Genomic DNA, 24,335 nt, shown 5'->3' with positions numbered 1-24,335 from the left:
CTCATCGCGACCGCTCCCCCACGTCTGAGAGGAAGCGGTCGAAGGCATCACGGTAGGCGGCCGCGAGCCGCAACGTGTCATGGTGCGGGGTGCCGTCGCCCGCGGAGACCTGGCGCAGCAGCATGGCGCCGCCGACGGCCTCGGCGGCGGCGCTGAGGTCGTCGAGGTCCTCGACGGCACCCGGATCGGCGATCACGACGTCGACCAGCAGGTCGGGGGCGTACTCACGCAGCGACCGCAGGTGGTCCGCGGCACTGAAGCCGTCCGTCTCGCCCTGCTGGGGGGAGAGGTTGAGGGTCAGCGCGAGCCGCGCCGAGGTCTCGTGCAGAGCTCGGGCGATCCCGGGCACGAGCAGGTGCGGCATCACCGAGGTGTACCAGGAGCCGGGTCCGAGGATCACCCAGTCGGCCCCCATGATCGAGGCGACGGCCTCGGTGCACGCGGGCGGTTCCTCTGGCAGCAGCCGGACCTTCGTGACCCGGCCCGAGGTCACCGCGACCCGGCTCTGTCCGCGCACGAGCGTCGCCTGGTCGGCCGGCCCGTTCGGCAGCTCGACGTCCGCCTCGATCTCCAGCGGCACGGAGGCCATCGGCAGCACCCGGCCGCGCGAACCGAGCAGTTGCCCGATCAGGTCCAGGCCGGCCACGGAGTCCCCGAGCAGTTCCCACAGGGCCACGATCAGCAGGTTCCCGACCGCGTGCCCGTTGAGGGGCCCGTCGGAGGAGAACCGGTGCTGCAGGACGTCGCGCCAGATGTGGCCCCACTCGGACTCGTCACACAGCGCCGACAGTGCCATCCGCAGGTCCCCGGGTGGAAGCACGCCGAGCTCCTGGCGCAGCCTCCCGGAGGATCCACCGTCGTCGGCCACGGTCACCACGGCGGTCACGTCGCGGGTCACGTGCCGCACGGCGGCGAGGGTCGCGGCGAGGCCGTGCCCGCCGCCGAGGGCAACCACACGCAGGGCGTCGGGGCGGGCGGCACCCAGCCAGGCGGGAGCGGTCGCCCTCATTCGCGACCCAGATCACGATGGACGGTGCGCACGCTCTGTCCGCCCTCGCGCAGCAGGGCGGCGATCGCCTCGCTGATGGCGACGGAGCGGTGCTTGCCGCCCGTGCAGCCCACGGCGATCGTGACGTACGGCTTCTGCTCGGTGAGGTACCCCTGGAGCACCGGCTCGATCGCTGCGACGTACCGCTCGACGAACTCCTCCGCCCCGGGCAGGCCGAGGACGTAGTCCCGCACCGGTTCGTCCTTGCCGTTCAGGTGCCGAAGCTCGGTGACCCAGTAGGGGTTCGAGAGGAATCGCACGTCGACGACGTGGTCGGCGTCCAGCGGCAGGCCGTACTTGAACCCGAACGAGACGGTGGTGATCCGGATCCTGCGGTCCCCGGCCTCCCCCGCGACGACGTCCCGGACCTGCCGCGCGAGATCGTGCACGGACAGGTCGCTGGTGTCGATCACGACGTCGGCGCGCGAGCGCAGATGGTCCAGGAGCCGGCGCTCCTCCGCGATGCCGTCGAGCATCCGGCCGTCGCCCTGCAGCGGGTGCGGGCGGCGAACCTGTTCGAACCGGCGGACCAGCACCTCGTCGGCCGCGTCAAGGAACACGATCCGGTAGTCCACCTGCCGGGTGCGCAGGTCGGCGAGCACCTGGACCAGGTCGGAGAAGAACTCGCGGCTGCGCACGTCCACGACGGCGGCGAGGCGGCGCACGCCGCCGTCGGCCTGGGTCATCATCCCGGACAGCGCGAGCAGCATCTTGGGCGGCAGGTTGTCCACCACGTACCAGTCGAGATCCTCCAGCACGGCCGCCGTGCGGCTCCGCCCGGCGCCCGACATGCCGGTGATGATGAGCACCTCGGGGCGGGCATCCTCGGCCGGCGGGGTGTCGCGCTCGAGCAGCGGGATACCTTCCGGGACGGTCGGGGGCAGCGCAGGATCGGTCGCCTCGGTCATGGGTCTCAGAATGTCACGTTCGGGCAACGTCGGCCCGCCGGTCCACCTCCGGAGCGAGCGCTTCCGCGACGGTCGCGGCCATCTTCGGCCCGATCCCGGGCACCTGCGCGATCTCGGCCTCGGACGCCCCGCGGATCGCGCGGACGGATCCGAATGCCTTGAGCAGCGCGGCCTGACGCGTCGGGCCCAGGCCGGGCACCGAGTCGAGCGCGGAACGGGTCATGCCGTTGGCGCGGCGCTTGCGGTGGTGGGTGATCGCGAACCTGTGGGCCTCGTCACGCAGGCGTTGCAGCAGGAACAGCCCGTCGCTGGTACGGGGCAGCACGAGCGGGAACTCCTCCCCCGGCACCCAGACCTCCTCGAGCCGCTTGGCCAGGCCGACCAGCGCCACATCCACGATGCCCAGCGCATCCAGCGCGGACTGGGCAGCCGCGACCTGCGGTGCACCGCCGTCGACCACCACGAGGTTCGGCGGATAGGCGAACCGCTTCTTCGGTGCGCCCGCGCCGGCCTCACCCGGGGACAGATCGAGGGGACCCGACGGCGTCACCCGGGCTGCGCCGTCGACCGCGGTCTCGTCTACGGCCACGGACTCGGCCGTGCCGTCGACGCCGAGCGGGGCAACGCCGTCGACCTCCTCCTGGGTCGGCGAACCGGCCGGCTCGGCGAGGTAGCGCCGGAACCGGCGGGTGAGGACCTCGTTCATGGCCTCGGTGTCGTCGCGGGCCCCGGTGCCGTCCGGGCCGCGCACCACGAAGTGCCGGTACTCGCTCTTGCGGGGCAGCCCGTCCTCGAACACGACCATCGAGCCGACCTGCTCGGTGCCCTGGGTGTGGGAGATGTCGTAGCACTCGATCCGCAGCGGTGACTCGCTCAGGCCGAGGTGCTCCTGGAGGTCGGCGAGCGCGTGCGACCGGGCGGTGAGGTCGCCGGCCCGGCGGGTCTTGTGCAGGGCGAGCGCCGCCTTGGCGTTGCTCTCGACGGTCTCGGCGAGGGCGCGCTTGTCCCCACGCTGGGCCATCCGCACGCGGACCTTCGCACCGCGGATCTCGCTGAGCCACAGCTCGATCTGGGCCACGTTGTCCGGGACGGTCGGCACGATGATCTCCCGCGGCACGGCCCGCTCGGTGCCCTCGGCGTCCGGGCTCGCGGCGATGTCGCCGTAGACCTGCTCGAGCAGACGCTCGACGAGTTCCCCGGGCCGGAGGTCCTCGACCCGCTCGGTCACCCAGCCGCGCTGACCGCGGACCCGGCCGCCGCGCACGTGGAACACCTGCACGGAGGCCTCGAGGTCGTCGCTGGCCATCGCGAACACGTCCACGTCGGTGCCGTCCGGGAGCACGACGGCGTTCTTCTCAACCACCTTGCGCAGCGCTCCGAGATCGTCGCGCAAGCGGGCGGCCCGCTCGAAGTCGAGCTCCGCCGCGGCGGCCTTCATCTGCGCCTCGAGGCGGCTCACCGCGGACCCGGTGTTGCCGGCCATGAAGTCGCAGAAGTCGTCGGCCAGGTCGCGGTGGTCCTCGACCGAGATCCGGCCGACGCAGGGCGCGGCGCACTTGTCGATGTAGCCGAGCAGGCACGGCCGACCGGACTGCGCGGCGCGCTTGTAGACCCCGGGTGAGCAGCTGCGGATCGGGAAGACCCGCAGCAACAGGTCGACGGTCTCGCGGATCGCCCAGGCGTGCGAGTAGGGGCCGAAGTAGCGGGTGCCCTTGCGCTTCGCGCCGCGCATCACCTGTACCCGCGGCACCTCCTCGCCCATCGTGACGGCAAGGTACGGGTAGGACTTGTCATCGCGGTACTTGACGTTGAACCGGGGGTCGTACTCCTTGATCCAGGAGTACTCCAGCGCCAGTGACTCGACCTCGTTCGCTACGACGGTCCACTCGACCGAGCTCGCGGTGGTGACCATCTGCTGGGTGCGGGGGTGCAGCGCGGTGATGTTCTGGAAGTAGCTGCTCAGCCGGGAGCGGAGGTTGATCGCCTTGCCCACGTAGATGACCCGTCCGTGCGGGTCCCGGAACCGGTAGACGCCGGGCGACTCGGGGATCTCCCCCGGCTTGGGTCGGTACGTGGAGGGATCAGCCATGCCCTCAAGACTAGTTCGCGCTAGCGTGTGTCAATGGGCCCGCTGCACATGTACACGGTCAACGTGGACTGGACCGGCGCCGGAGAGCACGGCACCGAGACCTACACCTCTTACACCCGAGATCACGTGGTGCAGATCGGCGAGAAGCCGCCACTGCCGGGATCCTCGGACGCTGCGTTCCGCGGGGACCCCTCGCGGTACTCGCCGGAGGAGCTGTTCGTCGCCTCGCTGAGCCAGTGCCACATGCTGTGGTTCCTGCACCGAGCGGCGATGGCGGGCGTGGTGGTGGTCGGCTACACGGACCGGGCCACCGGGACGATGCGCGTGGAGACCGCGGGCGCCGGGCAGTTCACCGAGGTGGTGCTGCACCCCGGGGTGACCGTGGCGGCGGAGGTCTCCGAGGAGCAGATCGCCACGCTGCACCAGGAGGCGCACGACCACTGCTTCATCGCGCGGTCCGTGAACTTCCCCGTGCGGCACGCGCCGCTGGCGACCGAGGTCGGAGCACCCCAGGGCGTGTGAGGAGCGACCGGGCGATCGGGTTGCGGACGTCGCCGGAGCCGGTCAGCCGCAGTCGGGCACCCTCGCCGGGCTCGGCACCAGTCCGAGGTGCGCCGAGACTGTGGTCGAGATCTGCTCCAGCTGGGCCGTCTGCTCCGCGCTGAGCGCGTCGAAAAGCACGCTGCGAAGATGGGCGGCCCGGATCGGCAGCGCGCGGTCCAGTGCGCCCCGGCCGGCGTCGGTGAGCACGACGACGCCGCCGCGCGCCCCGGGCTGCGGTTCACGCCGAACGAGCCCTCTGGCCGCCATCCGGTCCACGTGCCGGGAGAGCCGACTCTTCTCGTAGTCGATGAACTCTCCGAGCTGGCTGGGCCGCAGCCGCTGCTCCGGGGCGCCGTGGAGCGCGGAGAGCACCGTCAGGTCCGGCTCGGACAGACCGGCCTCGGTCTGCAGCTTCCGGGAGAGCCGCCGCCAGAGTTCCACCTGCATCGTGTAGAAGGGCAGCCAGAGCCGCTCCTCCGCGGGCGTCAGCCCACCGGACCCGGCGGACGCACCCGCCGGCGTCAGCACATCGGACCCGCCGCCTGCGGCCGCCGTCAGCACCTCGGCCCCGTGGTCACCAGCCGCGGACTCGACCTCACCGGTCTCCGCCTCCGGGTCGGCACCCGCCGCCTCCAGCTCGCCGGTCACGGTCCCCGGCCGTCCTGACCGATCCATTCGCGATCTTCCTCCTTGCGCAGTCCGCGTCTCAGACATCGAGACAGCCACCTCATGGTTGACATGTCAACCTGAGCGCTCCTAGCGTCAAGTTGACACGACAACATCGTGTCACACCATCGCAGCCAAGGGTCCCAAGACCGCCATCGACAGGAGCAGCAATGTCCAGGATCGCCATCATCATCGGCAGCACCCGCCCGGGCCGCGTCGGCCCCGCCGTCGCGGACTGGGTGCTGACCCAGACCGCGAACCGCACCGCCACCTACGAACTGGTGGATCTCGCGGACTTCGCCCTGCCCGTCTACGACGAGCCCAACCCGGCCGCGCTCGGGATCTACGAGAAGGAGCACACCCGGCGCTGGGCCGAGGTGATCGACGCCTACGACGGCTTCGTCTTCGTCACCCCGGAGTACAACCACGGGGTCCCGAGTGCCCTCAAGAACGCGATCGACTTCCTCTACGCCGAGTGGAACCACAAGGCGGCCGCCTTCGTCAGTTACGGCGCCGCCGGCGGCGTCCGCGCGGTGGAACAGATCCGGCTGATCGCGGCCGAGGTGCAACTGGCCACCGTGGCGGCGCAGGTGACGCTGCCCATCGAGGTGGACTTCCCGAGCTACCCCGGCTTCAGCCCGGCCCCGTCCCGGGCCGCTGCCCTGGAGCGGCTGTTCGGCCAGCTCGAGCTGTGGAGCGACGCCCTGGCACCCGTGCGATCGGTGGCCGCCGTCGCATGAAGTTCATCCTCCTGCCCCACCTCTCCGACGAGCGGCACACCGCGGCCGACGGCGTGTGGCTCGGCGCCGACTCCCGGTTGGGTTCGCTCGCGACCGCGACCGTGGGCGGCTGAGGCCGGCCCGCCACACCCCGGGCCGAGGTGTGGCGGGCCGTCTCAGGCGGTCTTGGCCTTCTGCGCCCGGCGCACCGAGCGAGCCTTCGGCTTGGCGAGGTCGGCCACCTTCGTGATCGGCTTCAGCTCGGCCACCGCGTCGGTGCCGAGGATCTCGGCGAGGAACGTCCCGGTGTGCGATGCGGGCACGGCCGCGACCTGCTCCGGAGTCCCCTGCGCCACGACGGTCCCGCCGCCGTTGCCGCCCTCGGGGCCCATGTCGATGATCCAGTCGGCGTTCTTGATCACGTCGAGGTTGTGCTCGATCACGATGACGGTGTTGCCCTTGTCCACCAGGCCCTGGAGCACGTCCATCAGCTTGCGGATGTCCTCGAAGTGCAAACCGGTGGTGGGCTCGTCGAGCACGTAGACGGTGCGGCCGGTGGACCGCTTCTGCAGCTCCGACGCGAGCTTGACCCGCTGCGCCTCACCGCCGGACAGCGTCGGGGCCGGCTGACCCAGGCGCACGTACCCGAGGCCCACGTCGACGAGGGTGTTCAGGTGGCGGGCGATCGCCGGCACGGCGGCGAAGAACTCGGCGCCCTCCGAGATCGGCATGTCCAGCACCTCGGCGACCGTTCTGCCCTTGAAGTGCACCTCCAGGGTCTCCCGGTTGTACCGGGCGCCGTGGCACACCTCGCAGGGCACGTACACGTCGGGCAGGAAGTTCATCTCGATCTTGAGCGTCCCGTCACCGGAGCAGGCCTCACAGCGGCCGCCCTTGACGTTGAACGAGAATCGGCCGGGGGTGTACCCGCGGACCTTGGCCTCGGTGGTCTCCGCGAACAGCCGGCGCACGTGGTCCCAGACACCCGTGTAGGTGGCCGGGTTCGACCTCGGCGTCCGACCGATCGGGCTCTGGTCCACGTGCACGACCTTGTCCAGCTGGTCCAGACCGGTGACCCGCTTGTGCCGGCCGGGCACGTGCCGGGCGCCGTTCAACTCGTTCGCGAGCACGTTGTAGAGGATGGTGTTGACCAGGGTCGACTTCCCGGACCCGGACACCCCCGTGACGGACACGAAGCACCCGAGCGGGAACGACACGTCGACACCCTGGAGATTGTTCTCCCGGGCGCCCTCGACGGTCATGTACCGACCCTTCTCCGGCCGACGGCGCTTGGCCGGCATCGGGATGGAGCGTCGCCCGGAGAGGTACGCCCCGGTCATCGAGCCCTCGTTGGCGAGCAGCCCGGCGTAGTCACCGGAGTGCACGATGTGCCCACCGAGCTCGCCGGCACCGGGACCGATGTCCACGATCCAGTCGGCCGCGCGGATCGTGTCCTCGTCGTGCTCGACCACGATCAACGTGTTGCCGAGGTCACGCAGCCGGGTCAGCGTCTCGATCAGGCGCCGGTTGTCCCGCTGGTGCAGGCCGATGCTCGGCTCGTCCAGCACGTACAGGACGCCGACCAGACCGGACCCGATCTGCGTGGCCAGCCGGATCCGCTGCGCCTCGCCACCGGAGAGCGTGGCCGCCGGGCGGGACATGGACAGGTAGTCGAGACCGACGTCCAGCAGGAACCCCATCCGGGCGTGGATCTCCTTGAGCACCTGCCCGGCGATCGCGGCCTCCCGCTCGCCGAGCTCGAGGCCGTCCAGGAACGTCTTGGCCTCGTCGATGGGCAGGGCGCACACATCCGCGATCGACTTGCCGCCGATCTTCACGGCGAGCACCTCGGGCTTGAGCCGGGTGCCCTCGCACACCGGGCACGGCACCTCCCGCATGTACTCCTCGTACTTCTCCCGCGACCACTCCGAGTCCGTCTCTGAGTGGCGCCGCTCGAGGAAGGCGATGACCCCCTCGAACCCGGTGGAGTACGAGCGTTCGCGGCCCCACCGGTTCTTGTACTTCACGTGCACCTTGTGGTCCTTGCCGTACAGCACCGCTTCCTTCGCACGCTGCGGCAGGGCCCGCCAGGGGGTGTCGATGGAGAACCCGAAGTCGTCCGCGAGCGCGGCGAGGACCCGGTCGAAGTACTGCGAGGAACTCTGCGCCCACGGGGCGATCGCTCCCCCGGCAAGGCTCAGCTCGTCATCGGAGACGACGAGGTCTGGGTCCACCTCGAGTCGGGTCCCGATCCCGGTGCACTCCGGGCACGCGCCGTAGGGGGCGTTGAACGAGAACGTGCGCGGCTCGATCTCATCGAGCGCGAGCGGGTGTTCGTTGGGGCAGGCGCGCTTCTCCGAGAACCGGCGTTCCCGGCCCGGGTCATCGGCGTCCGCGTCCACGAGGTCGACGATCACGAGGCCCTCGGCCAGCCCGAGCGCCGTCTCGACCGAGTCGGTCAGTCGCTGACGCATGTTCTCGCGCACCACGAGCCGGTCGACGACGACCTCGATGCTGTGCTTGAGCTTCTTCTCCAGCACCGGCGGCTCGCTCAGCTGGACGACCTCGCCGTCCACCCGGGCGCGGCTGAACCCCCGCGACTGCAGGTCCCGGAACAGGTCCGCGTACTCCCCCTTGCGACCGCGGATCACCGGCGCCAGCACCTGGAACCGGGTGCCCTCGGGCATCTCCCGGAGCTGGTCGACGATCTGCTGCGGCGTCTGCGCCGTGACCCGCTCGCCACACACCGGGCAGAACTGGGTGCCCGCACGCGCGAACAGCAGCCGGAGGTAGTCGTAGACCTCCGTGATGGTGCCCACCGTGGACCTGGGGTTCCGGTTCGTCGACTTCTGGTCGATCGAGACCGCGGGCGACAGCCCTTCGATGAAGTCCACGTCCGGCTTGTCCATCTGGCCGAGGAACTGCCGCGCATAGGCGGACAGCGACTCCACGTATCGGCGCTGCCCCTCCGCGAAGATCGTGTCGAAGGCCAGCGAGGACTTCCCCGAGCCGGAGAGCCCGGTGAACACGATCAGCTGATCCCGGGGTAGGTCGATGCTGACGTTCTTGAGGTTGTGCTCGCGTGCGCCGCGGACGAGAAGGGTGTCACTCACGCCCAACATGGTAAGTCGAATCTCGGACATCGTACAACCGTTCGACGGCGTGTCGGCGCCGCCTCGGCGCGCCGTGCGCCTGCGTGGTCCACCGGCAGGGGCAACAATGGCTGGGATGAGCAGCCCAAGCACAGCCGCATCGCGCACGCCGATCGAGGATTACGCCGTCCTCGGCGACTCCCGCACCGCCGCCCTCGTCAGCCGGACCGGCTCCATCGACTGGCTGTGTCTGCCCGCCCTGGACTCGCCGGCGTGCTTCGCGAACCTCCTCGGCACCCCCGAGAACGGCCGGTGGCTCCTCACCGCCCCGGACGCGACCGACGTGCGACGCACCTACGACGGCGGGTCGTTCGTGCTGACCACCGTGTACACCACCGCGACCGGTCGGGCCCGGGTGACCGAGTGGATGCCCATGGAGGACGAGCGCGCCGACGTGCTGCGCCGCGTCGAGGGCCTCGAGGGCACGGTGTCGTTCCGCCACGAACTGGCCATCCGGTTCGGGTACGGCGCCATCGTGCCGTGGGTGCGCCGCACCGAGGACCCGAACGGGAGGCCGGTGATCAGGGCGGTCGCCGGACCGGACGCGCTCACCCTGCACGGTGACCGGCTCCCCCGTGCCACGGACAAGCGCCACGAGGACGAATTCGACGTGCCGGCCGGCGGGCGGCTCCAGTTCAGCCTGACCTGGACCCCCTCGTGGGCGGACGTCCCGGAGGCGCTGCCGGCCGACGACTACCTCGGCGCCACCACCGGGATCTGGGACGCCTGGGCATCGGCGGGTGCGTACGGCGGGTCGCACCCGGACGCCGTCAAACGGTCGCTGCTCGTGCTGCGGCTCCTCACCAACGACGAGACCGGAGGGATCGCGGCCGCGGTCACCACCTCACTGCCGGAGGAGTTCGGTGGCGTGCGCAACTGGGACTACCGCTACTGCTGGCTGCGCGACGCCTCACTCACGCTCGAGGCACTGCTCGACTTCGGGTACCGCGAGGAGGCCGCCGGCTGGCGGTCGTGGCTGCTGCGCGCGGTCGCCGGCGACTACGAGGACCTGCAGATCATGTACCGCATGGACGGCGGTCGCGACCTGCCCGAGCGGGAGTTGCCCCACCTGCCCGGCTACGCGGCCTCCGCCCCGGTACGGATCGGGAACGGCGCCGTCGGGCAGGTCCAGAACGACGTCCTCGGCGAGGTGATGGTCGCCCTCGACCAGGCCCGCGAGGCCGGCCTCGCGGAGAGCGAGGACTCCTGGTCGCTGCAGGTCCACCTGGTCGAGGACATGCTCGAGCGGTGGCGCGAGCCCGACCACGGCATCTGGGAGATCCGCGGCGACAGGCAGCACTTCACCCAGTCGAAGGTGATGTGCTGGGCCGCCGTCGACCGGGCGATCCACGGCGTCGAGGCCCACGGCCTGCCCGGCCCGGTGCGGATGTGGCGCGCCGCGCGCGACGAGATCCGCGCGGACGTCCTCGCCCACGGCTACGACCCCGCGACCAACAGCTTCACGCAGCACTACGGGTCCACCGAGGTGGACGCGTCGCTCCTGCAGTTGCTCCAGGTGGACTTCCTGCCACCCGACGACCCGCGGATCGTCGGTACCGTGACCCGGATCGACGCCGAACTCGCGCACGGGCCGCACGTGCTGCGCTACCACACCGCCACGGGCGTGGACGGGCTGCCCGCGGGCGAGCATCACTTCTATGCGTGCTCGTTCTGGCTGGTGGACGCGCTCGCGCGGATCGGGCGCACGGACGAGGCCGCCCGGCGGATGTCCGAGCTCGTCGCCACGGTCAACGACCTCGGGCTGCTCGCCGAGGAATACGACCCGGCCAACGCCCGGTTCGCGGGCAACTTCCCACAGGCGCTCTCCCACCTCGCCCTGGTGCGCGCCGCCCACACCCTGGAGGCCATCGAGTGAACAGCGCAGCTTTCGTGCCCGGACATGTCAGTCCGGGCGGTCCGTCCGTCCACTGGGCCGTGCCGGGCCTGGAGATCCGCAAGGCCAGCGTGTCCGCGCAGGACAACAACTGTTACGTGCTCACCGAGGCCGACGGCGGCACGCACCTGATCATCGACGCCGCCGACGACGCCGCACGGGTGCTGGCGCTCGTCGCCGAAGCGGGCGGTGGGCCGGTCACGGCCATCGTCACCACCCACCGACACGCCGACCACCACCGTGCGCTGGCCGAGGTGGCCGCCGCGACCGGCGCGCGGGTGCTCGCCGGCACGGCCGACGCCGGCGAGCTGCCGATCCCGGCCGACGGCGAACTCACCCACGGCGACACGCTCACCCTGGGTGGGATGGACCTCGCGGTGGTCGGCCTGCGCGGACACACGCCGGGTTCGGTGGCACTCGCCCTGCGCGAGAACCGGGGTGACGGCGGAGGTCGGGTCCATCTGTTCACCGGCGACTCGCTGTTCCCCGGTGGGGTGGGCAGGACCGGCTCGCCCGCCGAGTTCGCCTCGCTCATCGACGACGTCGAGGACCGGCTCTTCGGCGTGTACGACGACGACGCGGTGGTCCACCCCGGCCACGGCGACAACACGACGCTGGGCGCCGAACGCGGACAGCTGGCGCAGTGGCGCGAGCGGGGCTGGTGACGCGCTAGCCGACCTGTCCACCGGGTGCCTCGCGGCCGATCATCCGCTCACTCATGACCCAGAGGCGCCGTGCGGATCCGGGATCGATGGCGTGCGGTGCCACGTCGACCGGGACGTCGACGCCAGGATCGGTGAGGTCGACGGGCCGCAGGTCCGGGTCGACGGGTGCGATGTCGGAGTTGTTCAGGTAGACCCCGCCGATGCCGTCGAGCAGCGGGCTGGTGGCTGCGAACACGATCGTCGCGGCTCCCTGCTCGGGGGTCTTCTTGCCGCGGTCCGGCTCGATGATCGGCCGGCCGGCACCGTCGATGAGGTGCATGGCGCGTTGCGCGTCCTCGCCGACCGACCGGTTGAACGAGGTGGCCGGCACGATGCCCGGGTGCGGGGCGTACCCGCGGATGCCGTCGGCGGCCCAACGGCGGTCCAGCTCGACGGTGAACAGCACGTTCGCGGTCTTCGACTGCGCATAGGAGAGGCCGAAGTCGTGGGCGCCGGTGGTGAAGTTCGGGTCGTCCCACAGGATGTCGGAGGCCCGCTGGGCGCCGGAGGTGGTGGTCACGACCCGGGCCCCGCGTGCGGCTCGAAGGGCGGGATACAACGCGAGCGCCAGCTGGAAGTGGCCGAGGTGGTTCACCGCGAACTGCGCCTCATAGCCACGCGCGTCCCGGACGATCTCGGCCGAGCCGGGGAAGCCCGCGTTGTTGATCAGGACGTGCAGCGGACGCCCGGTGTCGAGGAAGCGCGTGGCGAAGTCGTCGATCGAGTCCGGGTCCAGCAGGTCCAGCCGGCCGACCTCGACACGCTCGATCCCGGCGACCGCCTCGGCCGCTCGCTCGGTGTCACGGGATCCGACGGTGACCGAGGCGCCGGCTCGGGCCAGCGCGCGGGTGGCCACGAGGCCGAGCCCGGAGTGGCCCCCGGTGATGATCACGTTGTGGCCGGTCAGGTCGATGCCCGCGAGCACGTCGTCCGCCGTCGAGCTGGGGGTGAAGCCGGATCCGATCGGGTGCTGCCGGTGCGCGGTGATGTAGGTCATGGCTCGATCCTCGCCCACCATCGTCGGACTCTGAATGCTTGTGGATCCGTATTTTCTTCGCAATAGTACGAACATGAGCACAGACCAGGTGTCCGAGGTGTTCGACCTGGTCGACGTCCGCGGGGTGCTCTCTGGCGGGTTCGTGGCCCGCGACCGGTGGGTCTCGCGAGGACCGCTCCAGTCGCCTCTCAAGTTCTTCGCCGTCGTGAGCGGGCGGGCCCGACTGACGACAGACGGCATCGACGCTCCGCTCGAGCTCGAGGCGGGCGACGTCGCCATGCTGAACAACCGGGCCTGGCTCGAGCTGGAGGGTGGCAGCGGCGATGGGCCACCTCGCGAGATCCGGCCCGAGGAGAACGGCCCGCTCGCCGTCATCGACCACCACACAGCCGACGCCATCGTTGGCGGTCGGATCGACCTGAACCCGGCCGGCCGGACGCTACTGATGCAGGCGCTGCCACCGGTGGGGCACCTGCGCGGATCGGGCTCGAGCGCCACGAATCTGCGCGGAACGCTCCACCGCCTGTTCGAGGAGGTACGGCTGCGCCGGATCGGCGCCGAGTTCGCGATCCGGCAGCACGTCCAGCTCCTGGTGCTGGAGATGGTTCGCGCCCACGTCGAGCAGGCCGATCTGCCGCCGGGCTGGCTCCGGGTGCTCACGGACGAGCGGCTGCGGCCGGCCGTCGCCATGATGCACGCCGATCCCGGCGAGCCCTGGAGCCTTGCGGACCTGGCCGGGGCGGCCGCGATGTCACGCACGTCGTTCGCCGAGCACTTCCGGACCGTGGCAGGCGTTCCGCCACTGACCTACCTCGCTCGGTGGCGGATGCTGCTCGCCCAGCGGGCGCTGCGCGATGACGAGGTCCGCGTCGGCGACCTCGCCGCGCGGCTCGGGTACGGCTCCGAGAGCGCGTTCAGCACCGCGTTCAAACGGCAGGTAGGACTGTCACCGCTGCGGTACCGGCAGAGCCTGACGAGCGCGCCGCGAAGCCGGTTGGGCCAGTAATGTCGCAGGCATGCTGACTACCTTCGCCGTCGAGTACACCTACGACATCACCCGCACCGCCGAGATGGACGAACTCCGCCCGGACCACCGCGCCTACCTGCGCGACCTCCTCGAGAACGGCACGCTGCTGGCGTCCGGTCCCTGGCTCGACAGCGCCACGCCCGGTGCGCTGCTGCTCGTCGTGGCCGACGACGCGGACGCGGCGCGCCGGATCCTCGACCAGGACCCGTTCCAGCGGGCGAAGTTCATCACGCACCGGACGGTGCGCGCCTGGAACCCCGTGATCGGGCCGTTCACGGCGCAGAACGACTGATCCGCGACGACACACGAATGCCGGCGGGCAGGGCCCGCCGGCATTCGTGTGTCGTGACTGAGGATCGGGTCAGCGAGGGTCGAGCTCGCGCTCCTGCTCCTTTGTTGTGGCCGCCGCTTCGGCGCGCTTCTTGCCGAAGGTGAGCGAGGCGACCGTCGTGACGGCGAGGATGCCGACGATCACGACCAGCGAGACGTTCGTACTGATCTCCGGGATGGCGTGGATCGGCTCGCCCCCGTTGATGAACGGCACCTCGTTCTCGTGCATGGCGTGGATCACCAGCTTGGCACCGATGAAGGCCAGGATCGCGGCCAGCCCGTAGTTGAGGTAGACGAGCTTGTCGAGGAGCCCGTCGATGAGGAAGAACAGCTGCCGCAGGCCGAGCAGGGAGAACGCGTTCGCTGCGAAGATCAGGTAGGTCTCCTGGGTAAGCCCGAAGATCGCCGGGATCGAGTCGACGGCGAAGAGGATGTCCGCGCTGCCGATCGCCAGCATCACGATCAGCATCGGCGTGATGTGACGCCGTCCGTCCTGGACCACGAGCATCTTGTCCCCCACGAAGCCATCCGTGGTGGGGAAGATCCGACGGACCAGACGCAGGACGGCGTTCTCCTTGAACTCCTCGTCGTCGGAGTCCTTGGCCTTGATCTGCGTGTACGCCGTGTAGAGCAGGAACGCGCCGAAGATGTAGAAGACCCAGGCGAACTCGTTCACGATCGCGGCGCCCAGGAAGATGAAGACGGTGCGCAGCGCGAGCGCGATCACGATGCCGATCAGCAGCACCTTCTGCTGATACTCCCGGGGTACCCGGAAGCTGGCCATGATCAGGACGAACACGAACAGGTTGTCGACCGAGAGTGACTTCTCGGTGATGTAGCCGGCGAAGTACTGGTTGCCGAAGTCGCCGCCCCAGACCATCCAGACGTACACGCCGAACAACAGCGCGATTCCGACATAGCCGGCGGACCAGAGTGCCGCCTCCTTGAGACTGGGGGCGTGTGGCTTGCGTACGTGGCCGACGAAGTCGACGGTGAGCATGATGACGATCAGGCCGAGGGTTACGCCCCAGGCCCAGGGGTGGACATCCACTTATTCAACCTCCGGTGAGCGGTACTGGACACCGGAGGTCTCCCTCACCCGAGAATCGGGCCGGTGGCACCGAGTCGATCCGAGATCGACTGTGATGACGACACCACCGCTTGCGAGGTACTCCCCTCCAACACCGGACACCTTACGCCATCGCAGGGCCGGCGCCCCACCCGTTGCGGCGTGTTGCCGCGGCTTCGCCCCAGGCGTACTCCGAACGACGTCCGGCGCCGGTTTCGTCGGTGACACTTAGCGGGTGCGTACCCTTGGTGTCGAGGAAGAATTCCTGATCGTAGATCCCTACAACGGCGCTCCCCTGCCCCTGGCCGCGGACCTGCTGCGCCTGGAGGACCCGGGCCGCGAGCCCGTCGACGCCACCGCTCACCCCACGCTCACGGCCGAGCTGCACCAGGAGCAGCTCGAGGTCATCACCCGCCCGCACAGCAGCCTGAGCGGACTCGCGGACGAGATCGTGGCCGGACGCGCGTTCGCCGACTCCCTCGCCCGAAGCGCGGGCGCGCGGATCGTGGCGCTCGCCACATCGCCGCTGGCCCTCGTGCCCCACCCCACCAGCACCGACCGCTACGATGCGCTGCTGGTGAAGTACGCCCTGACCGCCCGTGAGCAACTGACCTGCGGCTTGCACGTCCATGTCAGCGTCGGCGCGGACGAGGAGGGCGTCGCGATCCTGGACCGCATCAGGGCGTGGCTGCCGCCGCTGATCGCCCTGAGCTCGAACTCCCCGTTCTGGCACGGCGCCGACAGCGGCTACGCCAGCTTCCGCACGCAGGCCTGGAACCGGTGGTCCACCGCAGGTCCCACAGAGGTCTTCGGCTCGGCGCAGGCCTACCATGCACTGATCGCGGACCTCTCGGGCACCGGCGTGGTCGTCAGCCCGGACTTCGATGCACGCCTGTCTGCCCGGCACCCGACCGTTGAGATCCGGGTCTCCGACGTGTGCCTGGATCCCCGCGACACCGTGCTGATCGCGGCCCTGGTGCGGGCGCTGGCAGAGACCGCTGCCCGGGAGTGGAGGGCCGGAACGGAGCCGGACCCGGTTCCGGCCATCGTCCTGCGTCAGGCGGCGTGGCAGGCCAGCCGATGGGGCCTGGCCGGTGACCTGCTCCACCCGGAGACCCATCGGCCGGTCCCCGCGAGGCGTGCGATCACGGCACTGCAGAACCATGTCCGGGCTGCCCTGGACGACGCCGGTGACGCGACGCACGTCGAGGAGTCCCTGCAGCGGATCCTCCGAGACGGGACGGGGGCGAGCCGCCAGCGGCGGGCCTACGAACGCCGCGGCCTCCTGGCCGACGTCGTCAGCGAGGCCATCGCCATCACCCACGGGCTACCCGCCGAAGACGCCCGTCGGGTGGAACGGCTTCTCGTGTCGGACCGTGGGGCCGGCGCTGCCCGCGGCGATAGCCACCGTACTCCGATCAGTCTTTAGGAAGGGTCGGCGCCGCCCCAGCGGCACCGGCCCTTGCCCGCCAGAACTGCTACTTCATGGTGCCCTGGGACACCGAGCCCTGGAGCTGACGCTGGAAGACGACGTACACGATGAGCACCGGAACCACGGTGATCACCACTGCGGCGAACAACGAGCCGAAGTCGACGGCGTAACCAGCCGACGACGCGAATCCCGCCATCCCCTGGGACAACACGTAGTTGTCCTGGTTCGTGTTCAAGGCAACTGGGAGCAGGAACTGGTTCCAGAGCCCGAGGAAGTTGAAGATCGCGACGGACGCCATGCCTGGCCTGGCCATGGGCAACATCACCTGGAAGAACGTGCGCCACTCCCCCGCCCCGTCGACGGCAGCCGCCTCGGAGATCTCCTCCGGGAGCCCTCGGAAGAACGAGTAGAGGAAGAACACCGTGAACGGCAGCGCGAACGCAACGTAGGTGAGGATCAGGCCGGGCAGCGTGTTCAGCATGCCGATGTTCCGCAGCACGAAGAACAGCGGCACGATCGCCAGGAACACCGGAAAAGTGAGCCCGGCCAACATCAGGTAGTAGATCGCCCGCCGGCCGGGGAACGCGAACCGAGCCAGCACGTACGCGCACATGCCGCCGAGCAGCATCACGAGCACGAGCGCGAACCCGACCACGATGACCGTGTTCAGGAACATCCCGCCGATACCGGCCTCGGACCACGCCGAGACGTAGTTGTCGAAACTCCACTCCGCCGGCAGAGCGAACGGGGACGCGAAGATCTCCGAGGAGGTCTTGAACGAGGACAGCAGGGTCCACAACAGCGGCAGGATGACGATGATCGACCAGATGATCAGCACGGTGTGCGAGACCGTGGCGACCGCGCGGTCCCCACCTGCAGTGTCGCCCTTCCTGGCTGGAACCACCACGGGCGGGCCAGGGGTACTGGTCCGGGTGAGCGTGGTCATGCTCGTCCTCCTTCGTCGCGGCCGCCGGTCGCCCAGTTGATGACGAACACCAGGGCGGCGAAGAGCAGGGTGATGATGGCCAGCACCACACCCATCGCACTCGCGTACCCGAACTGCCCTTGCGTGAACGCGGTCCGGAACAGTTGCTGGGACATCACCAGGGTGGAGTTGTCCGGCCCGCCGCTCGGATTCAGGGCCTGCACGAACACGAACGCGTCGAGCGCCATGATGCCGAGGTAGATGAACGCCGTCTGCACGTTGTCCCGGATCAGCGGGATGACGATCGAGACCGCGGAACGGAACCGTCCGGCACCGTCGATCCGGGCGGCCTCGAGCGTCTCCGCCGGCACGCCCTTGATCGCGGCGATGAACAGCAGCATGTAGAAGCCCACCGCACCCCAGACGATCACGAACATGGTCACCGGCAGCGCCGTGCTCATCTTGCCCAGCCAGGCGTAGGACTCGAACTGTTCGAAGCCGAGCCCGGTCAGGATGCCGTTCAGCAGCCCGGCGGAGGGGTCGAACATCTGCCGCCAGATCAGGGCGATCACGATGGCGGGGATCACGTACGGGAAGAACGAGACGACCCGGTAGAAGCTGGAGTTGCGGATGCCTCGGATCTGGCCCCGGCTGGAGCCGCCCACGGTGATCAGGGTCGCGAACGTCAGTGCGATCACGATCGTCACGAGCGGCACCACGATCGCGATCTTGATGCTGTTGCCCATTGCCCGCATGAAGATCGGATCGTTGATCAGCTTCTCGAAGTTGCCCAGACCGATCACGTTGAACTCGGCCGTGAAGCCGGTCCAGTCCGTCATCGAGTAGAACACGGCCTGGATGAACGGCCAGATGACGAAGATCAGGAAGATCGCCAGCGGCAGCCCGAGGAACACCAGCATGAAACTGACGTAGTCGAAGGACAGCTTGCGCCGCCGGGGCCCCCGGGACGGCATGCGCCGCCGCCGGGGACCCACCTGGACGCCGAGCGCGTCCGCGGCATCGGTCGTGGTCATTGGACCTCGATCTTGGTGATCGAGTCATCCTCCCGGATCCGGTCGGTGAGGCCCTGCAGATCGGCGGTGAGCTTCTCCACGGTGCTCTGCCCGTCCAGGAAGGAGTTCCAGAACACGAGCTGCTCCTGGTTCATGCCGTAGGTGGCGACGAAGTTGTAGGTGAAGATGTCGTCGCCGGCGGCCGAGAGCATGTCCGTCTGCGAGACCAGGGCGGTGGACCCGAAACCGTCCTCGGGCACGAGGTCCTTGATCACGGTCGGCGCGAGCTTCGTCTTGCTGAAGTTCTCCGCCGACTCCTTCGAGAGCATCGTGCGCAGCAGCTCCTTGCCGCCCTCGACGCTGGCTGCGTCGGACGGCACGATGAACGGCTCACCGGCCGTGGAGTGCAGCGCGGTGGCCGGGAACGTCGAGTCCGCGGTGACGGGGAACGTGTTGGTTCCCGTCATCTCGAAGCCCTCCGCCGTCTGATCCTTCATCTCGTTCTCGATCCAGGAGCCCGACGGGTACAGCAGCGCCTCCTGGCCGTTGCTCCACTGTGCCTGCGCAGCGGTGAACTGGGTGCCGGAGCCACCGGGCTTCATGTAGCCGAGGTCGATGATCTCCTTGAACGCCGTGAACACCGACTGGATCGCCGGGTGCGACCAGCAGCCCTCCTCCAGGTTCTCCAGGGCAAGGCGCACCTCGTCCCCGCCCTCGATGATCGCGGAGTCGATGCAGAGCGTCTGGTAGTAGGTGGCCGCCTCGGTGCCGAAGAGGAACAGATACTTGCCCTGCTCCGCCGCCGCGGCACCGAGCTCCTTCGCCTCCGCCCACGTGGTGGGCGGGGTCCAGCCGTTCTCCTCGAACAGGCTCGCGGAGTACCAGAGCGCGTACACGGTCAGGACGTAGTTGATCGCGGCGAGCTTGCCGTCGAACGTGCCCGGCGCGAGCACGCCGCCGTACAGCGTGTCCCGGATCGTGGTGCCCTCGAGGTTGGGCGCATCGATGACGTCGGTGAGGTCCTCGAGCTGGTCCAGGATGGTGTTGAAGCCCATGGACTGCGCGCCGGAGTTGTCGATCAGGTCGGGCGGGTTGCCGCCGACGAATCGCGGCTGCAACTCGGTGGCGATCTGGGTCGAGGACTGCACCTCCACGCTGGAGCCGGAGTGGGTCTCGGCGAGGATCGCAGCGGCGAACTCGACGTAGTCGATGCCGTAACCACCGTCGAAGATGACGGCGTCCACGACGGTGTTCTCCGCCATGCCGAACGGATTGGTGTCCGACGCCTCGCCGGTGTTGCCACCGTCGGTCGGGTCGTCGTCGCCTGCGCCACCGGTGGCGCAGGAGGCGAGTGCTCCCGCCGTCGGGATTCCGATCGCGGCGGCGAACGCGCCGCGCAGAACGGTGCGCCGGTTCATTGGAACGTGTTGGACGGTCATGGTGGTTACCTTTCTTGGGGGGTAGGCGGCGGAGGTTACCGAGACGCCTGCGGGTCAGACACTCCAGCGGATCCTGTCGCGGTACAGGTGCTGCAGTGCCCGGTTGTGCTCATCGCCGCCAGGGACATTGGCGGAGAGGTAGACGGGTGGCGTGCCACCCGCATCGGCGAGGCGCTGGGCCACGCCGAGGGTCAACAGTTGGGCGACGAACGCCCCGGTGATCGAGGAGACCGCACCCACGCCCACGCCGTCGGCGATGGTCAGGGTGGTGTCCCCACGAGGAGCGAGGTTGTCGACGACGACGTCGGCGACCTCGGCCAGTCGGACCCCGCTCGGGTGCTGGGGCTCAACGCTGTTGGTGTGCTCGAGGCTGGTCACGGCGATCACCTTGTGGCCGCGCTCCTTGACCGCGAGCGCGAGCCCCACGATCGACCCGTTCACACCGGAGTTCGAGGCGATCAGGAAGACGTCCTCCTCCCCGATCCGGGTGACCCGGAGCAGTTCGCCGACGACGTTCGGGTCGCGCTCGAGCTCGCTTCCGAACAACGCGGCGGGCTCCCGGTTCCCGAACAGGACGACGTCACGGAGCGCGATGCCGTTCGTGGGGATCAGGCCGCCGGCTCGGCCCGCCATCTCCATGGCGAACGCCTGGGAGTGCCCGGTCCCGAACGCCTGGATCACCCCGCCGGCATCGATCGCGTCGACCATGAGGTCGATCGCGGGGTCGTAGGCCCCGTGGGCGGCCGCGGCTGCGAGCCGCTCCAGGCGATCTGTGGCCTCGGCGAGGAGATCGGGTGCGCCGGCGATCATGACGCGCTCGGATCATTGCGGTCCGCGGAGGCGAACCGACGGTGCCCGGAAACTGCGCGGGCGGACGCCGCGATCTTGTTCACGCTGTCAGTGAAGTCCTGTTGGATTACCAGGAGGTAAATCAGGTCCAGGACGAACAGCTGGGAGTGCTTCGCGGAGAGGTCGGCGGGGTGCAGGTACTGCTCCGGCACGGACGCGGTCAGGCAGACGTCCGCGAGTTGCCCCAGCGGGGAGGTGTGCCGGTTCGTGATGGCCACCGTGAACGCCCCGGACGCCTTCGCGCGGGCGAGCATCTCGATCGTCTCCTTGGTGCGGCCACTGTTGGAAATGCCGATCGCGATGGTGCGCTCGTCCTGGATCGAAGCGCTCGCCAGGCCGGCGTGCACGTCGCCCCAGGAGTGCACGTTGACGCCGATCCGGTAGAGCCGGTTCTCGAGCTCGTCGGCCATCGCGGCGCTACCGCCGGTCCCGTAGATGTCCAGGTGCCGGGAGTTGGCGATGCGCTCTGCCACGGCCGCGCACTCGGCGACGTCGACGGTGCCGGCCGTGGCGCGCAGCGAGCGGATGTGGGCATTCAGCAGCGTCCGCAGCACGGCCTGCGGCGGGTCGGTCGGCGAGAGTGTCCGCCCGATCTCGTCGCGCCACTGGTCGTCGGCCTCACCGCGGCCGCTGTCCGCCGCGACGGCGACCCGGAACTGGACGTAGCCGGGGTACCCGAGCTGGCGGCAGAACCGGGTCACGGTGGCCGCGGAGGTGCCGGCCCGGTCGGCGAGCTCGGTGATGGAGAGTTCGAGCGGTGCGGCCGGCTCGGCGAGCAGCAGGTCACCGATCTTCGACATCGTCGCGGACATCTGTGGGAGATTGGCCTGGATGCGCTCGACCATGCGGAGCGTGCCGTCCGCTGTCTCGACAGAATCCAGTTCCACTGAAAATTCCTCTCACGACGCCGTGGGTATCGCTGAAAGGTATTCTCGCAACCCGGGCACGTCAAGTCGTTCCGGGCCCGATGAGGTCCCGATTTGATAACGACTCGGCGGACGACGCGTCAGGCGCTCGGCCCGGCCAGTACCACGGTGTGCCAGAGCCCGGGCAGGTTCTGCTCCACGGCGGTCCGGATCGGGTTCGAACTGACCATCCGGGCCAGATCCGTGGGCGCGGCCGGCCCGTTCACGCGTGCGTTGCTCGCGTTCAGGTTCATCCCGAACACGTCACCCCGGGCAGGCGGCGAGGCCACGTTCAGGGTGCTCCAGGGGAACGCCGCCTCGATCAGGTACCCCTGCTCGGTGAACTGCAGCCCCGTGTCGACGCCGAGATCTCCGATCGCGGCCTCGAACGTGCCCCGCCCGCCCGGGGCGTTCGCGGCGGTCAGCACACGCTCCGCGGTGACGCCGAGCAGCACGTGCAGGTCATCGGGGCGCAGCTGCTCGGTGTCGGCGAGCGCGCGCGGGTCCGGGCCGAACTCGAACGAGACCCCGTCCCCCTCCCAGAACGCCGACGGTGAGTACGGGTCGACCGGCGTATGGGCGGGGTCCAGGACCTCGACGTGGACGAACAGGAAGTCCCTGGTCCACACCAGGTACCAGGCGCTCGCGAAGTCGGTGGCGCCGGCGTCCTCAGGGTTCGCATACACCGTCTCGCTCGCGTGCCAGGCGGGCACATCCCCCCAGTCCGACATGTCCCCGTCCATCACCGGCGCCTGCAGGGCACACGGGATGCTGACGAGGTCCGGGCTCGGATCGGGCAGCTCGGCCTCCTCGCCGCACGCTGTGACCACGTAGTTCTGGTCCACGCTGGGACTCGCACCGCTCGCGGAGTCGGCCGGCTGGACCGACCGCCACAGCGCATAGCCACCGACGCCCGCGAACACGAGAGCCGCGGTGAGCACGACGGCGGTGGTGAGCCTGCGCCGTCGGCGTGGGTCTGGGTGCGGCGTGCTCGGGCCGACGGGTGGGAACGCCGCCGGCGGTGCCGGCGGGGCGGGCTGGGGCGCCTGGTGGCGCGGCTGCGGTCCGGGCCGGACCGGAACGTCCGCGCGCGCGTCGGGCGGGACCGGGTGAGTGGGGTCACCGGTGGTATCGGCGCGTGCGTCGGTCTGCACCCTGGCGAGCAACGCCGTCGCCCCGTCGTCAGCGGGGTTCTCGGCGACCAACTGCTGCAGCAACGGCACCGCGACGCGGTCGGAGCCTGCTGCGGCTGCCTCCTGGGCGGCGGCGCGCATCGCGGCCCAGTGCTGGTCCCGGGTGGGCAGGGCAGCCGGCCGGGTGAGCAGGAACGGCTGCTCCTCGGCCGCGGACCGCAACAGCACCGGGGTGCCCCACTCGGAGTCCTCGTAGGTGAGGTAGATGGCCTTGCGCGCCTCGACGACAGCCTCCTCGACCGAGCGGCCGCTTGCGAGCACGTAGTAGAACTCGTGCGAGAAGGCCACCGCGGCGCGGTCGGAGATCTCCGACTGCATCGCCACCACCGCCGGCAGCCCCTGCCGGACCAAGGTCTGCCCGACGCCGGAGAAGACGTCCTGGCCCGATGTCTGCGCACCCTCGCACGCGTTCAGCACCGCGAGCTGGCAGCTCTTGGCATCGTGCAGGAGCGTGCCCAGCTTCGCGGCGGAGACGAGGTGGGAGGTGCCGTCCTCACGCTCCAGGACGAGGACCCCGGTGCCGGCGGCGCGGTCGAAGCCGCCGTGCCCGATGAAGTGGAAGACGTGGAAGCGCTGATTGATCGCGTGCTGCAGCCCGGTCAGGGTCGCGGACTCTAGGAACACCAGTTCGAGCGAGCCGGCCGCGGTCAGGTCCGCCGTCGTCGTGCGGAGCAGCTCGGCCTCGCGGTGCACGTCCAGTCGGGCGGCGTCGCTCGGGCTGGAGATCATCACGAGGACGCGCAGCGGCGGGTCCAGCCCGGCCGGCGTCGACCGCGCCGGGGTGTCCAGGAAGCGCACCAGCGGAGTGTCGGTGGACAGGGTGAGGAAGCGGCTCAGCGCGTGCGAGTACAGGTACTCCCAGGGCACGCCGGCCAGGTCCGGGGCGCCGCTCAGGTTGAGCCGGATCCTCAGCCCCTTGCCCTGCCGTTCAGCGAGCGTGAGGCTGCGCTGGAAGCAGGCCCGGATGTCACCGGCGAAGATCGCGTCGTTGAGCCGGCCGCCGATGTCCTGGAGGTCGATCGGGCCCGGGCTCAGCGAGATACCTCTCGCCGGCGCGCGTGCGGGGCCGGTGGCGACCAGGAATCGAGCCAGCTCCATCGGGGTGACGGGCAGTTCGAAGGCGGCCTCTGCAACGCCCGCCGGCGAACTCGTGACCCGCGCCTGTACCGCGCCGCCGCGGTCGGAGACGAGGGCCAGATCCAGATCGAGATACGCACGCACAAGTAACACCTCCGCTCCGCGGACCGCGTTCATCGGTGAACGCCGAGGACGGCTCGGTTCCATTGTCCGACCGCTGCGCAGCCCGGCACAGCGATTTCCCGTGTGATTCCCGCGAACCGGCCGATTCACCCGGGGACGGGCACCGAATCACCCGTCGCGGCAGGGCCGACCGCGCGAGACTTGAGCAACACGGCCGGCGACAAGGAGGATCA

The 24,335-nt window shown here is 69.8% G+C and carries 20 protein-coding genes; 7 read left to right on the top strand and 13 right to left on the bottom strand.

The features are described from left to right. Nucleotide 1 precedes the first annotated feature (1 nt). From GKS42_RS11325 to uvrC, 3 genes are read right to left on the bottom strand one after another with little or no spacing between them, the layout of a single operon-like run. Nucleotides 2-1,009: a gluconeogenesis factor YvcK family protein gene (locus GKS42_RS11325; RefSeq protein ID WP_154793911.1), complete on the bottom strand. Its 1,008-nt coding sequence runs from the start codon at nt 1,007-1,009 to the stop codon at nt 2-4. Then, entirely contained in the window at nt 1,006-1,956 is a 951-nt protein-coding gene (gene rapZ, locus GKS42_RS11320) for an RNase adapter RapZ (RefSeq protein ID WP_154793910.1), read from the bottom strand. The genes GKS42_RS11325 and rapZ overlap by 4 nt, the downstream gene beginning before the upstream one ends. A gap of 13 nt (nt 1,957-1,969) precedes the next feature. Next, nucleotides 1,970-4,045 (bottom strand): excinuclease ABC subunit UvrC, encoded by a 2,076-nt coding sequence (uvrC, locus tag GKS42_RS11315; RefSeq protein ID WP_154793909.1) that lies wholly within the window; start codon nt 4,043-4,045, stop codon nt 1,970-1,972. A gap of 33 nt (nt 4,046-4,078) precedes the next feature. Here uvrC and GKS42_RS11310 point away from each other — a divergent pair, with 33 nt between their 5' ends. Next, complete coding sequence (locus GKS42_RS11310) at nt 4,079-4,567, top strand: OsmC family protein (protein WP_154793908.1); 489 nt, start codon at nt 4,079-4,081, stop codon at nt 4,565-4,567. Between the two features lie 42 nt (nt 4,568-4,609). Here GKS42_RS11310 and GKS42_RS11305 read toward each other — a convergent pair whose 3' ends face one another. Continuing rightward, nucleotides 4,610-5,263, bottom strand: a complete 654-nt coding sequence (locus tag GKS42_RS11305; protein WP_168217811.1) for a MarR family winged helix-turn-helix transcriptional regulator — start codon at nt 5,261-5,263, stop codon at nt 4,610-4,612. Nucleotides 5,264-5,424: 161 nt separating this feature from the next. Between GKS42_RS11305 and GKS42_RS11300 the strand changes: the two genes are divergently transcribed. Further along, a complete protein-coding gene (locus GKS42_RS11300) occupies nt 5,425-5,994 on the top strand; it encodes an NADPH-dependent FMN reductase (RefSeq protein WP_154793906.1) in 570 nt (189 codons plus the stop codon). Between the two features lie 155 nt (nt 5,995-6,149). Here GKS42_RS11300 and uvrA read toward each other — a convergent pair whose 3' ends face one another. After that, nucleotides 6,150-9,095, bottom strand: coding sequence for an excinuclease ABC subunit UvrA (uvrA, locus tag GKS42_RS11295; protein ID WP_154796676.1), 2,946 nt, complete (start codon nt 9,093-9,095; stop codon nt 6,150-6,152). 106 nt (nt 9,096-9,201) lie between these two features. Between uvrA and GKS42_RS11290 the strand changes: the two genes are divergently transcribed. Together GKS42_RS11290 and GKS42_RS11285 are read left to right on the top strand one after the other, a co-directional pair. Continuing rightward, nucleotides 9,202-11,001, top strand: a complete 1,800-nt coding sequence (locus GKS42_RS11290) for a glycoside hydrolase family 15 protein (RefSeq protein WP_154793905.1) — start codon at nt 9,202-9,204, stop codon at nt 10,999-11,001. Beyond that, nucleotides 10,998-11,684: an MBL fold metallo-hydrolase gene (locus GKS42_RS11285; protein WP_168217809.1), complete on the top strand. Its 687-nt coding sequence runs from the start codon at nt 10,998-11,000 to the stop codon at nt 11,682-11,684. Before GKS42_RS11290 ends, GKS42_RS11285 begins: the two co-directional genes overlap by 4 nt. Nucleotides 11,685-11,688: 4 nt before the next feature. Here GKS42_RS11285 and GKS42_RS11280 read toward each other — a convergent pair whose 3' ends face one another. Then, a complete protein-coding gene (locus GKS42_RS11280; protein ID WP_154793904.1) occupies nt 11,689-12,720 on the bottom strand; it encodes an SDR family NAD(P)-dependent oxidoreductase in 1,032 nt (343 codons plus the stop codon). Between the two features lie 73 nt (nt 12,721-12,793). Between GKS42_RS11280 and GKS42_RS11275 the strand changes: the two genes are divergently transcribed. Beyond that, complete coding sequence (locus GKS42_RS11275) at nt 12,794-13,726, top strand: AraC family transcriptional regulator (RefSeq protein WP_154793903.1); 933 nt, start codon at nt 12,794-12,796, stop codon at nt 13,724-13,726. Nucleotides 13,727-13,736: 10 nt separating this feature from the next. Beyond that, nucleotides 13,737-14,039: a YciI family protein gene (locus GKS42_RS11270; RefSeq protein WP_232848017.1), complete on the top strand. Its 303-nt coding sequence runs from the start codon at nt 13,737-13,739 to the stop codon at nt 14,037-14,039. Between the two features lie 69 nt (nt 14,040-14,108). Here the strand turns inward: GKS42_RS11270 and GKS42_RS11265 are convergent, their stop codons facing one another. After that, nucleotides 14,109-15,128 carry a TerC family protein gene (locus GKS42_RS11265; protein ID WP_154793902.1) on the bottom strand — a complete coding sequence of 340 codons (1,020 nt, stop codon included), beginning with the start codon at nt 15,126-15,128 and terminating at the stop codon, nt 14,109-14,111. A 253-nt stretch (nt 15,129-15,381) separates the two neighbouring features. Between GKS42_RS11265 and GKS42_RS11260 the strand changes: the two genes are divergently transcribed. Continuing rightward, complete coding sequence (locus tag GKS42_RS11260) at nt 15,382-16,575, top strand: glutamate--cysteine ligase (protein ID WP_154793901.1); 1,194 nt, start codon at nt 15,382-15,384, stop codon at nt 16,573-16,575. A gap of 49 nt (nt 16,576-16,624) precedes the next feature. On the opposite strand, the gene GKS42_RS11255 is transcribed toward GKS42_RS11260, so the two are convergent. The 6 genes from GKS42_RS11255 to GKS42_RS11230 form a co-directional block, all read right to left on the bottom strand. Continuing rightward, on the bottom strand, nt 16,625-17,524 hold the full coding sequence (locus GKS42_RS11255) for a carbohydrate ABC transporter permease (RefSeq protein ID WP_154793900.1): 900 nt from the start codon (nt 17,522-17,524) through the stop codon (nt 16,625-16,627). Beyond that, nucleotides 17,521-18,477 (bottom strand): carbohydrate ABC transporter permease, encoded by a 957-nt coding sequence (locus tag GKS42_RS11250; protein WP_232848094.1) that lies wholly within the window; start codon nt 18,475-18,477, stop codon nt 17,521-17,523. Before GKS42_RS11250 ends, GKS42_RS11255 begins: the two co-directional genes overlap by 4 nt. Nucleotides 18,478-18,533: 56 nt before the next feature. Continuing rightward, complete coding sequence (gene ngcE / locus GKS42_RS11245; protein ID WP_154793898.1) at nt 18,534-19,955, bottom strand: N-acetylglucosamine/diacetylchitobiose ABC transporter substrate-binding protein; 1,422 nt, start codon at nt 19,953-19,955, stop codon at nt 18,534-18,536. A 54-nt stretch (nt 19,956-20,009) separates the two neighbouring features. Next, entirely contained in the window at nt 20,010-20,765 is a 756-nt protein-coding gene (locus GKS42_RS11240) for a sugar isomerase domain-containing protein (protein ID WP_154793897.1), read from the bottom strand. Next, the gene (locus GKS42_RS11235) at nt 20,762-21,691 is read right to left on the bottom strand and encodes a MurR/RpiR family transcriptional regulator (RefSeq protein ID WP_231955722.1); all 930 of its coding nucleotides are present in this window, start codon (nt 21,689-21,691) and stop codon (nt 20,762-20,764) included. Before GKS42_RS11235 ends, GKS42_RS11240 begins: the two co-directional genes overlap by 4 nt. Before the next feature lie 119 nt (nt 21,692-21,810). Then, nucleotides 21,811-24,123, bottom strand: a complete 2,313-nt coding sequence (locus tag GKS42_RS11230) for a CHAT domain-containing protein (protein WP_154793896.1) — start codon at nt 24,121-24,123, stop codon at nt 21,811-21,813. Nucleotides 24,124-24,335 lie beyond the last annotated feature (212 nt).

It is taken from the genome of Occultella kanbiaonis (assembly GCF_009708215.1).
Classification (GTDB): domain Bacteria; phylum Actinomycetota; class Actinomycetes; order Actinomycetales; family Beutenbergiaceae; genus Occultella; species Occultella kanbiaonis.
The sequence above is the reverse complement of the archived record's forward strand: the minus strand, read 5'-3'. Positions and strand labels throughout refer to the sequence as shown.

Excerpts from the sequence above, each read along its gene's own strand:
- GKS42_RS11325 (WP_154793911.1), bottom strand. The coding sequence starts at position 1,009 with ATGAGGGCGACCGCTCCCGCCTGGCTGGGTGCCGCCCGCCCCGACGCC.
- rapZ (WP_154793910.1), bottom strand. The coding sequence starts at position 1,956 with ATGACCGAGGCGACCGATCCTGCGCTGCCCCCGACCGTCCCGGAAGGT.
- uvrC (WP_154793909.1), bottom strand. The coding sequence starts at position 4,045 with ATGGCTGATCCCTCCACGTACCGACCCAAGCCGGGGGAGATCCCCGAG.
- GKS42_RS11310 (WP_154793908.1), top strand. The coding sequence starts at position 4,079 with ATGGGCCCGCTGCACATGTACACGGTCAACGTGGACTGGACCGGCGCC.
- GKS42_RS11305 (WP_168217811.1), bottom strand. The coding sequence starts at position 5,263 with ATGGATCGGTCAGGACGGCCGGGGACCGTGACCGGCGAGCTGGAGGCG.
- GKS42_RS11300 (WP_154793906.1), top strand. The coding sequence starts at position 5,425 with ATGTCCAGGATCGCCATCATCATCGGCAGCACCCGCCCGGGCCGCGTC.
- uvrA (WP_154796676.1), bottom strand. The coding sequence starts at position 9,095 with ATGTTGGGCGTGAGTGACACCCTTCTCGTCCGCGGCGCACGCGAGCAC.
- GKS42_RS11290 (WP_154793905.1), top strand. The coding sequence starts at position 9,202 with ATGAGCAGCCCAAGCACAGCCGCATCGCGCACGCCGATCGAGGATTAC.
- GKS42_RS11280 (WP_154793904.1), bottom strand. The coding sequence starts at position 12,720 with ATGACCTACATCACCGCGCACCGGCAGCACCCGATCGGATCCGGCTTC.
- GKS42_RS11275 (WP_154793903.1), top strand. The coding sequence starts at position 12,794 with ATGAGCACAGACCAGGTGTCCGAGGTGTTCGACCTGGTCGACGTCCGC.
- GKS42_RS11270 (WP_232848017.1), top strand. The coding sequence starts at position 13,737 with ATGCTGACTACCTTCGCCGTCGAGTACACCTACGACATCACCCGCACC.
- GKS42_RS11255 (WP_154793900.1), bottom strand. The coding sequence starts at position 17,524 with ATGACCACGCTCACCCGGACCAGTACCCCTGGCCCGCCCGTGGTGGTT.
- GKS42_RS11250 (WP_232848094.1), bottom strand. The coding sequence starts at position 18,477 with ATGCCGTCCCGGGGGCCCCGGCGGCGCAAGCTGTCCTTCGACTACGTC.
- ngcE (WP_154793898.1), bottom strand. The coding sequence starts at position 19,955 with ATGACCGTCCAACACGTTCCAATGAACCGGCGCACCGTTCTGCGCGGC.
- GKS42_RS11240 (WP_154793897.1), bottom strand. The coding sequence starts at position 20,765 with ATGATCGCCGGCGCACCCGATCTCCTCGCCGAGGCCACAGATCGCCTG.